This is a genomic window from Wolbachia endosymbiont (group A) of Melitta haemorrhoidalis (assembly GCF_964273365.1).
Taxonomy (GTDB): Bacteria; Pseudomonadota; Alphaproteobacteria; order Rickettsiales; family Anaplasmataceae; genus Wolbachia; species Wolbachia pipientis.
The window spans coordinates 1,125,392-1,138,821 of record NZ_OZ187004.1 but is presented as its reverse complement, the minus strand read 5'-3'; the positions used below and the strand labels follow the sequence as shown (position 1 = coordinate 1,138,821).

Annotated in this window: 15 protein-coding genes and 1 riboswitch; of the genes, 12 read left to right on the top strand and 3 right to left on the bottom strand. The window is 35.8% G+C overall.

What is annotated here, in order from left to right:
* The first annotated feature begins 4 nt into the window (after positions 1-4).
* The 3 genes from eno to fumC all read left to right on the top strand — a co-directional run bounded on the left by eno (position 5) and on the right by fumC (position 4,076).
* Positions 5-1,279, top strand: a complete 1,275-nt coding sequence (eno, locus tag ACICPZ_RS05785) for a phosphopyruvate hydratase (protein WP_395462158.1) — start codon at positions 5-7, stop codon at positions 1,277-1,279.
* Positions 1,267-2,289: an Obg family GTPase CgtA gene (gene cgtA / locus ACICPZ_RS05780; RefSeq protein ID WP_006280016.1), complete on the top strand. Its 1,023-nt coding sequence runs from the start codon at positions 1,267-1,269 to the stop codon at positions 2,287-2,289. Before eno ends, cgtA begins: the two co-directional genes overlap by 13 nt.
* A gap of 392 nt (positions 2,290-2,681) precedes the next feature.
* Positions 2,682-4,076 (top strand): class II fumarate hydratase, encoded by a 1,395-nt coding sequence (gene fumC / locus ACICPZ_RS05775; RefSeq protein ID WP_264373830.1) that lies wholly within the window; start codon positions 2,682-2,684, stop codon positions 4,074-4,076.
* Between the two features lie 194 nt (positions 4,077-4,270).
* Here fumC and grxD read toward each other — a convergent pair whose 3' ends face one another.
* Positions 4,271-4,594 (bottom strand): Grx4 family monothiol glutaredoxin, encoded by a 324-nt coding sequence (gene grxD, locus ACICPZ_RS05770; protein WP_006280013.1) that lies wholly within the window; start codon positions 4,592-4,594, stop codon positions 4,271-4,273.
* Positions 4,595-4,609: 15 nt separating this feature from the next.
* On the bottom strand, positions 4,610-4,828 hold the full coding sequence (locus tag ACICPZ_RS05765; protein WP_006280012.1) for a BolA/IbaG family iron-sulfur metabolism protein: 219 nt from the start codon (positions 4,826-4,828) through the stop codon (positions 4,610-4,612).
* Between the two features lie 129 nt (positions 4,829-4,957).
* Here ACICPZ_RS05765 and ACICPZ_RS05760 point away from each other — a divergent pair, with 129 nt between their 5' ends.
* Positions 4,958-5,866 carry a P44/Msp2 family outer membrane protein gene (locus tag ACICPZ_RS05760; protein ID WP_233417545.1) on the top strand — a complete coding sequence of 303 codons (909 nt, stop codon included), beginning with the start codon at positions 4,958-4,960 and terminating at the stop codon, positions 5,864-5,866.
* Positions 5,867-5,880: 14 nt separating this feature from the next.
* Here ACICPZ_RS05760 and ACICPZ_RS05755 read toward each other — a convergent pair whose 3' ends face one another.
* Positions 5,881-7,203 (bottom strand): malic enzyme-like NAD(P)-binding protein, encoded by a 1,323-nt coding sequence (locus ACICPZ_RS05755; protein WP_077188090.1) that lies wholly within the window; start codon positions 7,201-7,203, stop codon positions 5,881-5,883.
* 134 nt (positions 7,204-7,337) lie between these two features.
* On the opposite strand from ACICPZ_RS05755, the gene pgsA reads away from it, so the two are divergent.
* The 8 genes from pgsA (at position 7,338) to ACICPZ_RS05715 (ending at position 13,406) form a co-directional block, all read left to right on the top strand.
* On the top strand, positions 7,338-7,871 hold the full coding sequence (gene pgsA / locus ACICPZ_RS05750) for a CDP-diacylglycerol--glycerol-3-phosphate 3-phosphatidyltransferase (protein ID WP_010962629.1): 534 nt from the start codon (positions 7,338-7,340) through the stop codon (positions 7,869-7,871).
* A 120-nt stretch (positions 7,872-7,991) separates the two neighbouring features.
* Complete coding sequence (locus ACICPZ_RS05745; RefSeq protein ID WP_209472809.1) at positions 7,992-8,933, top strand: hypothetical protein; 942 nt, start codon at positions 7,992-7,994, stop codon at positions 8,931-8,933.
* Positions 8,934-8,993: 60 nt separating this feature from the next.
* The gene (locus ACICPZ_RS05740; protein ID WP_213862790.1) at positions 8,994-9,701 is read left to right on the top strand and encodes an outer membrane protein assembly factor BamD; all 708 of its coding nucleotides are present in this window, start codon (positions 8,994-8,996) and stop codon (positions 9,699-9,701) included.
* Between the two features lie 59 nt (positions 9,702-9,760).
* Positions 9,761-10,495, top strand: coding sequence for a YebC/PmpR family DNA-binding transcriptional regulator (locus tag ACICPZ_RS05735; protein ID WP_264373829.1), 735 nt, complete (start codon positions 9,761-9,763; stop codon positions 10,493-10,495).
* A 3-nt stretch (positions 10,496-10,498) separates the two neighbouring features.
* Positions 10,499-11,437, top strand: a complete 939-nt coding sequence (locus ACICPZ_RS05730; RefSeq protein ID WP_264374048.1) for a M23 family metallopeptidase — start codon at positions 10,499-10,501, stop codon at positions 11,435-11,437.
* A 7-nt stretch (positions 11,438-11,444) separates the two neighbouring features.
* Positions 11,445-12,290 carry an SPFH domain-containing protein gene (locus ACICPZ_RS05725; RefSeq protein WP_010962624.1) on the top strand — a complete coding sequence of 282 codons (846 nt, stop codon included), beginning with the start codon at positions 11,445-11,447 and terminating at the stop codon, positions 12,288-12,290.
* A gap of 76 nt (positions 12,291-12,366) precedes the next feature.
* Positions 12,367-12,469: riboswitch (TPP riboswitch) on the top strand.
* The gene (locus ACICPZ_RS05720; protein WP_006280002.1) at positions 12,458-12,733 is read left to right on the top strand and encodes a SemiSWEET family sugar transporter; all 276 of its coding nucleotides are present in this window, start codon (positions 12,458-12,460) and stop codon (positions 12,731-12,733) included. It overlaps the preceding riboswitch by 12 nt.
* The gene (locus ACICPZ_RS05715) at positions 12,714-13,406 is read left to right on the top strand and encodes a thiamine diphosphokinase (protein ID WP_010962623.1); all 693 of its coding nucleotides are present in this window, start codon (positions 12,714-12,716) and stop codon (positions 13,404-13,406) included. The genes ACICPZ_RS05720 and ACICPZ_RS05715 overlap by 20 nt, the downstream gene beginning before the upstream one ends.
* Positions 13,407-13,430 lie beyond the last annotated feature (24 nt).

Genomic DNA, 13,430 nt, shown 5'->3' with positions numbered 1-13,430 from the left:
TGTAATGAATAAGATAATCAATAACGTATTTGCAAGAGAAATTTTAGATAGCAGGGGTTACCCCACTATTGAGGTAGAAATTGAGCTCTGTGATGGTGCAATAGGCAGGGCATCTGTACCTTCTGGAGCTTCAACCGGTAAATTAGAAGCCTTGGAACTCAGGGACCAAGATGAGAAAAGGTATTGTGGTAAGGGAGTGCTGAAAGCTGTTCAAGCTGTAAATGGGATAATAGCAGATGAAATCATTGGAATGAATGCAGCGGACCAAAATGCAATTGATAAAGCATTAATTGAACTGGATGGAACAAAAAACAAATCAAAACTTGGAGCAAATGCAACTTTGGGTGTGTCTCTTGCAGTTGCAAAAGCAGCAGCAAACAGTTTCAAAATGCCGCTATATAGATATTTGGGAGGAAAGCAGACGAGTGTTATGCCGGTTCCACTCATTAACATAATTAATGGTGGAGTACATGCAGACAATAAGCTCGATTTCCAAGAATTCATGATTCTTCCGGTCGGTGCTGAGACTTTCAGCGAAGCGATTAGAATATCTGCGGAGGTATTCCACAACTTACGTAGCATTCTTAAGAAAAAAGGTTATAGCACAAATGTAGGGGATGAAGGTGGTTTTGCACCAAATATTGAAAGTACTGAAGAAGCACTTGATTTGATCATATACGCTATAGAATCAGCAGGTTATTCAGCGCAAAGTGATTTTGCACTAGGCCTTGATGTTGCTTCATCTACTTTTTGTGAAGATGGAATTTACAAATTTGAACACAGAGATCTTACTTCAGAAGAGTTGACTGAATATTATTGTAATCTTGTGGAAAGATATCCAATAATTTCTATAGAAGATGCAATGAGTGAAGACGACTATGAAGGTTGGAAATTACTTACTGCAAAATTGGGGAGTAAAATTCAATTGGTTGGGGATGATTTGTTTGTTACAAATTGTGAACTGATATGCAAAGGAATAGAGGAAAAAATGGCAAATGCTGTACTGATCAAGCCAAATCAAATAGGGACGTTAACAGAAACTTTTGCTGCTATTGAAATGGCAAAATCAAATGGCTATAAAGCTGTTATTTCTCATCGCTCAGGTGAAACAGAAGACACAACAATATCCCACATAGCAGTTGCATCAAATTGCGGGCAAATAAAAACCGGGTCGCTATCGCGTTCTGATAGACTCGCGAAGTATAACGAGCTAATCAGAATAGAAAGCGCATTAGGAAAGGATGCTAAATATTATCGTGGGTTAGCATGGGTTTTATAGACGAAGTAAAATTGTGTTTAAAAGCTGGTGACGGTGGTGATGGCTGTGCAAGTTTTCGTCGAGAAAAGTTCGTTGAATTTGGTGGTCCAAATGGTGGTAATGGAGGAAAGGGTGGAAACATAGTTTTCATCAGCGACGCTAATCTCAACACTTTGCTTCATTTTCGTTATAGAAGACACATTAAAGCAGATAGTGGAAAAAATGGTGCAGGCAGGGATAGATCTGGCACAGCAGGGAAAGACGTTATACTTAAAGTTCCAGTCGGTGCACAAATAATTGATGAAGAAAGTGAAGAGATAATAGTAGACCTTGACAAGCCTGGTATGGAATTTCAAGTAGCACAGGGTGGAAAAGGTGGACTTGGAAATACTAATTTTAAATCTTCTACTAATAAGGCACCAAGACATTTTACTTACGGTCAGCCTGGCGAAGAAAAACATGTATTATTAAAACTAAAAGTTTTATCAGATGTTGGAATTATTGGCATGCCAAACGCAGGTAAATCAAAATTTTTGACTCGCTGCTCAAATTCCGATACAAAAGTAGGCGATTATCCATTTACCACCGTAAGACCTCATTTAGGCATGGTAAAAGTGGATGATAGCGAAGTTGTAATAGCAGATATTCCTGGAATAATTACTGATGCTCACCTTGGAGTTGGGCTCGGGCATAAATTTTTAAAGCACATAGAAAGGTGTCAAATTTTACTTCATTTAATCGATGTAACTCACGATGACGTTGTTTCGGCTTATAGTTGTATCCATAATGAATTGGAACTTTACAATAGTGATCTTGTTGAAAAAGAAGAGATTGTAGTATTAAACAAATGCGACTTATTGAGGGAAGCAGAAATTCTGGAAAAGAAGAATCACCTAGCTAATTATCTCAATAAAGAAGTGCTGTGCTTATCAATTAATGGTGATTTACAGCCTATTTTAAGATTATTAAGTGAAAAATTGAAAAAGAGTAATTCTAAGGAAATCGATGTATATGATCCTTTTAAAGCGTAAATTTTCTATTTATGGATGTACAAGAATGGTAGCGTGCAACCAGAACTAAGCGTACAGCTGTGCAAACATCGTGATTTGAGTCCACCAGAAGGGTGTCATCCCAGTGCCCAGACACTGGGATCCAGGAATTTTATTAAGTTGGTAAGCATAAAAGTAGCCGTTTTATGTTAAAATACAACGTTTTGATGATTATGAAAAGGCTGGATTCCAGACTGGAATGACACCATCATAAAGTGAATCAGTGTCAGCTACTTGCATCTACCATGCAAGTTAACTGAAAATTGCAATGTTCGTACACTTGACTACTTGGATCTAGTATGATTTAATTAACCAAGAAGTAGGCATGAAAAAATTATGTAGTGAACCAGTTTGCATAACACCAGGAGGAAAATATGGATAGAAAGACGAGAATAGAATCAGACAGCTTAGGGGAAGTAAAAGTACCAAGTGAACATTACTGGGGAGCACAGACTCAGCGTTCTTTAGAAAATTTTAAGATTGGCACAGAAAAAATGCCAGAGCCTCTGATTAAAGCATTAGCAATAGTAAAACTTGCAGCAGCGCGTGTTAATATGAAACATGGTGTTATAGATGATAGGGTAGGGGACGCAATTTGCACAGCCGCGAGGGAAGTAATAGATGGCAAATTTAATAATGAATTTCCGCTTGTTGTTTGGCAAACCGGATCCGGAACGCAGACTAATATGAATATGAATGAAGTGATCAGCAATCGTGCAATAGAGATTTTAGGTGGTAATTTGGGTAGTAAATCTCCAATACATCCAAATGATCATGTGAATTATGGTCAGTCGTCAAATGACACCTTTCCAACAGCAATGCATATAGCAGCAGCAGAGCAAATAAACTGCTTGCTTATTCCAAATCTTGAAAAATTGCATAAGGTGCTGGATAATAAGGTTCAGGAATTTAAAGATATAATAAAAGTAGGACGTACTCATCTGCAAGATGCAACGCCCCTAACACTAGGACAGGAGTTCTCTGGCTATGCAGTCCAGATTAAAAAGGGGATAGAGAGAGTAAAATCAACTTTAAGTGATATATGTGAGCTTGCACAAGGTGGCACTGCGGTTGGCACGGGACTCAATACTAAAAAGGGTTTTGCTGAAGATTTTGCAAAGCAAGTTGCAGGAATTACTAACCTTCCATTTACTTCAGCAGGCAATAAATTTGAAGCGCTAGCAGCAAATGATGCTTTAGTTGAGCTCAGTGGAACACTCAATACAGTAGCAGTCAGTTTAATGAAAATTGCAAATGATATAAGGTTGCTTGGTTCTGGTCCAAGATGCGGAATTGGGGAAATAATGTTACCGGAAAATGAGCCTGGTTCTTCAATTATGCCAGGTAAAGTGAATCCAACTCAGTGTGAAGCGGTGACTATGGTATGCACTCAAGTTATGGGAAATCATGTTGCTGTAACCATTAGTGGTTCAAACGGTCATTTTGAATTGAATGTGTTTAAGCCAGTGATAATTTACAATGTTTTGCAGTCTATAAGACTTTTAGCTGATGCAAGTTTAAATTTTACAGAAAAATGTGTAATTGGTATTAAAGCAAATGAAGAGAGGATAAAAGATTTACTGAATCAGTCGTTGATGTTGGTCACTATATTAAATACGCATATAGGGTACGACAATGCAGCAAAAATAGCGAAGCTTGCTTATAAAGAAAATATCACTCTAAAAGAAGCAGCAGCAAAACTTCAACTGCTCACTGAGGAAGAGTTTGAAAGGATAGTGAAACCAGAAGAAATGGTAAATTATTTGTAACCGCTCACACTTAATTCTTCAATCTCACTAATAGAAAGGCCAGTAAACTTGACAATAGTGTTAACATCAACATTATTATCTTGCTTTGTCTACCTTATTTTGCCGCTCCCCTGAACGGATACGGTTTAAGACATAAGATCCTTTTTCATAGCTATACTACGTTATCCAGCGTCTGGGCACTGGTTTCTTGGTACTTATTCCGCAATAATTTTTTTTTCCTTCAATAAACTTTGCAGTTCGCCTTTTTCGTACATCTCGCGAGTGATGTCGCAACCACCAATAAACTCTTCCTTTATATATAATTGTGGAATTGTTGGCCAATCAGAAAACTTTTTTATAGATTCACGTATTTCATCATTCTCCAACACGTTAATATACTTAAACTTCACGTTCAATTTTTTTAGGATTGACACGACGAGTCCAGAGAATCCGCATTGAGGAAAATCAGAAGTGCCTTTCATATACAATACCACATCATTTTCTGTTATATCTTTTTTTATTTGTTCAAAATTGCTCATAAATTCACCTTATTTTTAAGTATTAGTTTCCAGTTGCAAGGCGTGTATAGACTGACCTTCCAGAGCTTTATATACCATTTTATGCTGTTCTATTTTTGTCTTTCCAAGAAAACACTTGGAGTTTATTTTTAAATGATAATGGTCATCATCTCCAGCAAGATCATGAATCTTTATATCAGCGTCGGGGAACGATTGTTTGATGATCCTCTCTAATTCGTGAATTGCAATAGTCATTGATTTGCTTTAAATTACAATACTTTCATTATAAATCTAAAACGATTGAGCGCAATAAAAAGTTGCTATCATAAAAAATAGAAGCATACTATAATAATGGAATGACAAATTATGCAGGGAGGCTTTGTGGTGGGCGAAAGATTTAAATTCACATATCTATTGGTTTTGCTAACTTTTTCATTTAGGTGCTTATCTTACGATGATAAAATAAATAACTTAGAGAATGTTTACATCAAAGCTAACTATTTTGGAGCATTCTTCAATGCAATAGGTTCTCTAGAAGGAAAAGAAGATGCAGGTGACAATATAACAGAGGGGGTTTTTAGTTTTAATAAGAAGGAGCGAATTGAAGCTGGATACAGTCCTAAATATGTTCCAGGGTTTGCCGGTAGTGCTGCAATAGGGTATTTATTCAAAAATATGAGAGTTGAGTTTGAAGGCTTATATTCTCAGACTAACTTATATGATGAAGATTATTCAGATAAGAAAAAAGCAAGATATATTGAACTTCGTCGTCACAATGATGCGTCTACTGGAGCGGAATGCAATTCACCTTGGAGAAGTGGAAAGGTTGATATTCACATTCAAGAAAATTGTAGTGTTGAAGCAGAGTTCAGAGCTGCATTTAAGATGAAAAATGAAGGTTTTAATAACTTAGCTGGAATGGTCAATGTATATCGTGATTTTAATATAGCAAAAATGCCATTCACCCCATATGTTGGTATTGGTGCAGGTGTAACTAGGGTTAAATTTCTAGGAAAAACCAGATATGCCTTGGCTTACCAAGCAAAACTTGGTATCAATCACCAACTTACAGCACAAACTCAAGCATTTGCTGGTTTACGCTATTTTGGTATCCTTGATAACCAATTTAAAGATATTGTACCAGGAATAAAGATACTAGCTGGTGAAGGATATATTCCTGCCGGTGGAGGAAGTAAAGTTGATGAAACTGCACGTGTTGAATCAACAACTGCAACCATTACCAATAGGTTTGGCATATATGGCTTAGAGTTTGGGTTGGTTTATCACTTTTAACTTTATCCAATAAATTACATATGTGAAGATAGTAAATTCAGCGTGCTGAGAACATTAGAAAGACGAGATTTTAATTGATTTTCATATTTACTCCAATCTTGTATTGCCTTTCTTGCAACACCTGAATCAACTGCGGCTTTTGCAACAGCAGGAGCTACTATAGAAATTAATCTTGGGTCAAATGGAGTAGGTATTATATATTCACGTCCATAGCCCATTTTACGACCGCCATAGACTGCAGATATCTCACCTGGTACTGGCTCACGGGCAAGCTTTGCTATTGCATCTGCAGCTGCAATTTTCATTTCATCATTTATTGTTGTTGCATGTACATCAAGTGCCCCTCTAAATATATAAGGAAAACCCATTACGTTGTTGACTTGGTTGTTGTAATCTGACCTACCAGTTGCAATTATTGCATCTGGCCTCACAGATTTTGCAAACTCAGGCCTTACTTCTGGATCGGGATTGGCAAGAGCAAAAATAATCGGGTCTTTGCCCATACTCTTTAACATCTCTTCATTTAACACATCTTTTGCAGATAGTCCGATGAATACATCAGCGCCTTTTATTGTATCAAGTAGAGAACGTTCGGAAGTATCAATTGCATACTTTTCCTTCCACTCATTCATATCCTCGTTTCTACCTTTGTATATTACTCCTTGCTTATCACACAGCACTATATTTTTAGCGCCCATGGACTTTAGTATTTCTAAACATGCAATACCGGCTGCTCCAGCACCATTCATAATGATCTTAACGTCCTCTAATTTCTTTTCAACAATATCAAGAGCATTTTCTATGCCAGCTGCAACAACCACCGCAGTTCCATGCTGGTCATCATGGAACACTGGAATATCCATCAGTTCATTCAGGCGTTTCTCTATTATAAAACAATCGGGAGATCTTATATCTTCTAAATTTATCCCCCCCCAACTTGGCCCAAGATACCTTACTGCATTGATGAAATCTTCTATATTTTCTGTACCAACTTCTATATCAACTGCATCAATATCAGCAAAACGCTTAAATAAAACAGCTTTGCCTTCCATGACAGGTTTTGCAGCAAGAGGACCGATATTACCAAGTCCAAGCACTGCAGTGCCATTTGAAATGACAGCAACACAGTTGCTTTTTGCTGTATAATCATAAACAACCTCAGGATTTTTAGCTATTTCAAGGCACGGAGCTGCAACACCAGGGGAATAAGCAAGTGACAAATCATACTGGGTAGATAAAGGTTTTGTTGGCATGATTGAAATTTTACCAGGGTTACCACCTCTGCTGTGATACTTAAGCGCTTCTTGTTTTGTGGTACTATCTAAATCATCGTTCATCATTACATCCTTATATTTTAAGCTTGTATTTTTTAAGTATATGGAGTTTTTATAAATGTTCAATTGTAAATTATTAACTTGTGAACTCTGTTGTACTTCTGTATAAGTTTACCTATTACGTAAGATGATATTACATGCTTAAAAAAAACGTGCCTAATTTGCTTACAATTTCTCGTGCACTTGCAATACCAGCAATAATATTAAGTTTTTATATAGAAAATAAATATGCAGGCCTGATAACAATATCAATCTTTGTGTTTGCGTGCATTACGGATTTTTTTGATGGTTACCTGGCGCGTGCGTGGAAAGTCCAATCAAAGTTTGGCAAGCTATTTGATCCAATTGCTGACAAATTAATAGTGGTTTCAACGATAATTATGCTAGTTTATAAGCATAAGATAAATGATTTTACAATAGTACCATCGATTATCATCATCTGTCGGGAGATATTAGTCTCGGGTTTACGGGAGTTTCTGATAGCTACAAATGTTAGTCTACCTGTAAGCAAAGCTGGAAAAATTAAAACATTTTTGCAGATGGTTGCTGTAGTAGCGCTAATAATGAACGATTATTATATGATTCAATATACAGGTGCGATTTGTTTATGGGTTGCAGCTATTATAACTATGTGGTCAGGCTATAATTATATCCTAGCCGGCATCAAATAGATTGATTAAATCTCCTAGGAAATAGTTAATAGACAAGAGTAGTTAATATCTTAGTGATATTGACTCAGAAAGCAAAAAGGTGTATAATTATATTAACTTACAACTAATTAGGTTAATATTATGAAAATACCTAGTGGCAAATTTTCTTCTACTAAAAAGGTTCCAGGAAAGAATAAGAAAAAAAGAGATTTTGAACCATTAGAAGAGTTTTTTTGGGATTTTTGGCCAACAGTTGATAAAGAAGTCAAAAGAGAAAGGCTAGAACAAGAACTATTAGCACTAAAAAAAAGAGAGCTATATAGAAAATGTGCATCATTGGCAACAATGGTCCCATTTACATTGCTGATGGCGATTGAACTGGAAAAAACATATAGCGATCAGGTATTACTTGGCGTGATAAGTGGCGCGCTAAGCCACACTATATTACCTTTTACAGTCTTATCTCTTATTTGTACGCTATATTTAATTTACAATAATAGGAAGATAGCACAAAAAGAACGAGAGTTGGAGATTATTGAAAATGGAGAGGAAGTAAAGGAAAAAGAGCACAATATTTCTGATATAGGTCAGTGTTTGATCTATATTGAGGCTATAACAACTGCACTGGTTATTGTAGGTATGATAATGGGTGAAACATCTTCACTTGAAGCAGCAGAGGATGCAATTTTATTTCTTGCCAATGCAATTGCTTTTCTTGCAACTCTTGTTTCTTATATTGATAAGCATGAAAAAAATAAGAAAAAGGAAACAGAAAAGTCTGATCTTGATGAGAAATCTAGCAAGAAAACTAGCAATATATCTGTAGCCGGATTGGCGCTTGCTGGTTCTTCTGTATTTTTAATAAGAAGGATAATGTTAATAGCATTAGCATCGTCCTTAAATCCTGCTGTTGGACCTACTTTAGGCTTGGTAGGTATTGCAATTTTTATGGCTGTACAGGTCTTAACTATACATTCCTACAGTAAGACGCTGAAAGATCCAAAAGTGGAAGGACGAGGTGAATCAAGAAATGCAGGTAGTTCTGACCGTAGTTATAAAGAAGAAGGACCGGCTGTTGCCTAAGAAATTTATTTATTTAAGTAATATTTAGGTCTATACTTTATTTTGATCGAAAAAAATCTTATGTATAAGACTTTAATCACGTGCTTTATTTTCCTAATTTGCTCCTTTACACAATCGTATGCGGATGATCTTGAAAAAACTGAAACTGAACTATATGAAGAAGCAGTTGAACTTTTTGACCAGAAAAAATATAAACAAGCTATTAGGGCATTTCATAAGATAGAGGATTTGTATCCTTTTTCTTATTGGGCAATGAAAGCAAAATTATTATCTGGGGTCTCTCACTATAATATGGGTAACTATAGCAGTGCTGCAAGTGATATGGATGATTATATATATGTTTATTCAAATGGTGAAGATTTACCATATGTATACTACTTAAGAGTATTATCTTATTACATGCAAATTAATAAAGTGCAACTTGGACAGCAAACTGCATATAAAACTTTAGAGCTAGCCACTGAGTACATTAATCTCTTTCCAGGCAGCGAATATGTAGACGAGATAAAGGAAAGAGCAAAATTAATCACAGAACATATATCAACAAAAGAGTATTCTATCGGTAAATTTTACCTGAGGCGTGGTGAATATTTAGCAGCAATTAAGCGTTTCCAGAATATGGCAAGCTATAAGGATTCTAAATATTTTTCTAAGTCTATTAACCATTTAATAGCAGCCCATTCAGCTCTTGGCCTTGACTTAGAAGCTGAGCAGTATGAAAGTATGTTATTAGCAGAAAACCTGCAAGATGCCAAGCCAGAGGCTTGAAAATTTGCTTTAGCTTTTTCTATGCTTTGATATATAATTAGGTTTTTAACTATTTGAATATGGCTGGTCATTCACAATTTTCAAATATAAAACATCGGAAAGGCGCTCAGGATGCAAAGCGCTCTCAAAAATTTACGAAGATGATTAGAGAAATAACAGTTGCTGCAAAGCAAGGGCTGCCCGAACTCAACCCGCGCCTTCGCTCTGCTATATTTGCTGCACGCAAGGAAAATCTACCAAAAGATAAAATAGAAACAGCAATAAAAAATGCAACTGGTAACATTGCTGGAGAAAATTACGAGGAAATACAATATGAAGGTCATGGGCCTTCTGGTACTGCACTCATTGTCCATGCCTTGACTAATAACCGCAACCGTACTGCTTCTGAGGTACGTTATATATTTTCTCGCAAGGGTGGAAACTTGGGAGAAACAGGAAGTGTTAGTTACCTTTTTGATCATGTAGGTTTAATTGTCTATAAAGCAGAGGGTGTGAATTTTGATGATTTATTCAGTCATGGAATCGAATTAGAAGTATTGAATATTGAGGAAAATGACAAAGAAGGATTACACGTTATAACTTGTGAAATAAAAGATTTTGGTAAAGTACGCGATGCCTTTTATGCAAAATTCGGAGAACCAGAACTTGCTCGTCTTTCATGGCAGCCAAAAGATCTGATTGAAATTAGCGATAAAGAGTTGATTGATAAATTATCTGCATTGGTTGAAGAATTAGAAGATAATGATGATGTACAGTATGTGGAAGGTAATTTTACTTTTGTTGATGCTGTTTAAATGATGAAGCTGATTGTATTTATGCTGCTCTTTATCTTACCGTTATATACCGCTGAAACATCAACAGATCTTGCACAGCCATTCCAGCATGGAATCAGAAAAAAAAAAGCTACTTTGACGACAGAAAGTGATAGAAAGTTGTTATTCATATCCAGTACCATAAAATCTTCCTTTTTTGCCACGGAAGGGTTGGCGCCAAATACAGTGGTGAAATTGATCAACATATATAAAGATTTCGGTGTTGATTTTAAAAAAGACATTGTGCCGAAGAGTAAATTGGAGGTTCTTTTTGAGAGATTGCCTAATAATCAGAAGACTGAAGAAAAAATTTTATATGCTTCACTGACAATAAACAAGAAAGCTATTAGTTTATATCATTATAAATCGCAAGACGGCAAAGAAAGGTATTTTAATAAAGAAGGAATAAGCTTAAAAAATGGCGAAATTTTTGCAAATCCTTTAAATGGAGATTATCGCATATCCTCAAAATTTGGCAATAGAAAGCATCCTGTTCGCGGTAAAATTGCTTTTCACAAAGGAGTGGATTATGCAGCTAAACTTGGCACTCCCATATACGCTGCTGCAGAGGGTGTGATAGAATATATAGGAAAGAATGGTGGCTATGGAAATTACATCAAAATAAAACACAAAAATGAATATTCAACCTGTTACGCGCATATAAGTAGATTTAGTGGCGATATAAAGTTAGGCTCTAAAGTAAAGCAGGGGCAGGTCATCGCCTATGTTGGTAGCACTGGTGTTGCAACAGGCCCTCATTTACATTACGAAGTTATATATAACGGCAAACACATCGATCCGCTTACGATAGCGCATAAAACTGAAGTAAAATTGCCTGATCATGAATTAAGAGAGTTTAAACTATTTGTAAATAAGATAAATAAAACGATCAACAGAGAGAGTTCAAGTGAAAAAGAAGTTTAAAGACAATATGGATAAGAATACGATAAACGATAGAAATTTGAGTCAAATTCGGGCTTTTCCTGTACTAATAGCGCTAGGATTAATTTTATCGCTGCTTTTTTTGGCATATGACAGCACAATTGCACTTGGAGTTGCTGCCGTTTCAATTTTGACTTTTCTTCAAGGATTTTTTATTAATGACCCTAATGAAGCAAGAGTGATAGAATTTTTTGGTCATTATATTGGAACTTATTTTAAGTCTGGAATATGTGTAACGCTTCCCTTTTCAAGCAAATATATAGTTTCCCTAAAATTTCAGAATATTAACACAGAAAAAATAAAAGTTAATGATGCAAATGGAAGTCCAATAGAGATTTCTGCAGTAATTGTTTGGAGAGTGAGCAGTCCTGCAAAGGCGTATTATAATGTTAACAACTATCACGAATTTGTTTTTGTACAAAGTGACTCGGTAATTAGAGAATTGGCGAGCAATTATCCGTATGACAGCGAGAGCAATGAGGAATCTTTACGTAAAAATTCTGATAAAATTTCAGATGAATTGCGGTCAATGTTACAACAAAGATTAGATATTGCAGGAATTGAGATTACAGAAGCAAGAATATCGCATTTGGCGTATTCGTCCGAGATTGCACAAGCAATGTTAAGGCGTCAACAAGCACATGCTATCACTTCGGCAAGAAGGCATATAGTGCAAAATGCAATAGGAATTGTCGAGGAAGTAATAGCTCATTTTGAAAAAAACAAAAGCTTACAATTAGATGGCAAGCAAAAGGTTCAATTGATAAATAATTTGTTGGTTGCCCTAATCTCTGAGCAAGATGCACAACCGACGATTAGTTTAGATAATAATTAGCATAGAAGCCGATTGGGTTTCATAAATGCAAGTCACTATTAATTTCTTGATTAATAGACTAAATGATGTTATAAATTACACGCATTAGGGGTGCTCTAGAAAAGCTGAGAGTACATAAAGTACAACCCTTTGAACCTGATATTGTTAAAGCAAGCGTAGGAAAATGTATGTATATAAATATTGAAGAATGCTTCGGCTTCATTGCGTTAATTGCATCTCTAATTGGATTATCACCTCAAGTATATAAAGCATATATCACTAAAGTTACTCGTGATGTATCGATGTTAATGTTAGTAAACTATCTTATTTGTTCATTGTCTTGGATTGGCTATGGTCTTTACCAGAGCTCAATTTTTGTGGTGCTTAGCAATATTGCTGGATTAGTGATTAGCATAATATCAATTATTCAAAAATGTTACTACGATGCAAAACCTGCACCATGATCATGTGCTGCACTGCAGTACACAACAACAATATCGTTCTATTGTAGTGCTAAATGGAAAAATACCGAGCTCATCGTTTTTTAAACGAGATATACCTATTATTGCTGTAGATGGAGGAGCAAACAAGCTTCTATCAATTGGCGTAAAACCTGATCTTGTAGTAGGAGATTTGGATAGCGTAAATCTGGATTTACGTGCTAATTTGAATACGATATATCTACCTGATCAAGATTATTGCGACTTTTCTAAAGCAATGGCTCACTTAAAAACAGTAAAGTTATTGCCATCAATAGTAACGGGTATTACTGGAGGAGCAATTGATCACATACTACAGAATATTAACATTTTTCTAAGTACGGGCAGTATCTTTTACACACCTTCACCTCCCATGGTAGGTTACACTTTACAAAAAGGTATTACCCATTTTTTTTCTTTGCCAAAAAATACTAAAATATCTTTACTTGGTATACCGAGAGCTCAAATATCAACTAAAGGATTAAAATGGGAACTGCACCTTAGTAATCTTGCTTTTCCGGGAAAAAATTCTTGCTTTAATCGAAGTTTAGGCAATAAGGTATCCGTAGAAGTACACAGTGGTATATGTCTAGCAATGATTTATTTAGAGACAGTAGATGATGCTGCAAGACATCATGTGCGTCAAGTTAAGAAGTAAATAGACTTCTTGCATAACCCAAAC

Excerpts from the sequence above, each read along its gene's own strand:
- eno (WP_395462158.1), top strand. The coding sequence starts at position 5 with ATGAATAAGATAATCAATAACGTATTTGCAAGAGAAATTTTAGATAGC.
- cgtA (WP_006280016.1), top strand. The coding sequence starts at position 1,267 with ATGGGTTTTATAGACGAAGTAAAATTGTGTTTAAAAGCTGGTGACGGT.
- fumC (WP_264373830.1), top strand. The coding sequence starts at position 2,682 with ATGGATAGAAAGACGAGAATAGAATCAGACAGCTTAGGGGAAGTAAAA.
- grxD (WP_006280013.1), bottom strand. The coding sequence starts at position 4,594 with ATGAGCAATTTTGAACAAATAAAAAAAGATATAACAGAAAATGATGTG.
- ACICPZ_RS05765 (WP_006280012.1), bottom strand. The coding sequence starts at position 4,828 with ATGACTATTGCAATTCACGAATTAGAGAGGATCATCAAACAATCGTTC.
- ACICPZ_RS05755 (WP_077188090.1), bottom strand. The coding sequence starts at position 7,203 with ATGAACGATGATTTAGATAGTACCACAAAACAAGAAGCGCTTAAGTAT.
- pgsA (WP_010962629.1), top strand. The coding sequence starts at position 7,338 with ATGCTTAAAAAAAACGTGCCTAATTTGCTTACAATTTCTCGTGCACTT.
- ACICPZ_RS05745 (WP_209472809.1), top strand. The coding sequence starts at position 7,992 with ATGAAAATACCTAGTGGCAAATTTTCTTCTACTAAAAAGGTTCCAGGA.
- ACICPZ_RS05740 (WP_213862790.1), top strand. The coding sequence starts at position 8,994 with ATGTATAAGACTTTAATCACGTGCTTTATTTTCCTAATTTGCTCCTTT.
- ACICPZ_RS05735 (WP_264373829.1), top strand. The coding sequence starts at position 9,761 with ATGGCTGGTCATTCACAATTTTCAAATATAAAACATCGGAAAGGCGCT.
- ACICPZ_RS05730 (WP_264374048.1), top strand. The coding sequence starts at position 10,499 with ATGAAGCTGATTGTATTTATGCTGCTCTTTATCTTACCGTTATATACC.
- ACICPZ_RS05725 (WP_010962624.1), top strand. The coding sequence starts at position 11,445 with ATGGATAAGAATACGATAAACGATAGAAATTTGAGTCAAATTCGGGCT.
- ACICPZ_RS05720 (WP_006280002.1), top strand. The coding sequence starts at position 12,458 with ATGTATATAAATATTGAAGAATGCTTCGGCTTCATTGCGTTAATTGCA.
- ACICPZ_RS05715 (WP_010962623.1), top strand. The coding sequence starts at position 12,714 with ATGCAAAACCTGCACCATGATCATGTGCTGCACTGCAGTACACAACAA.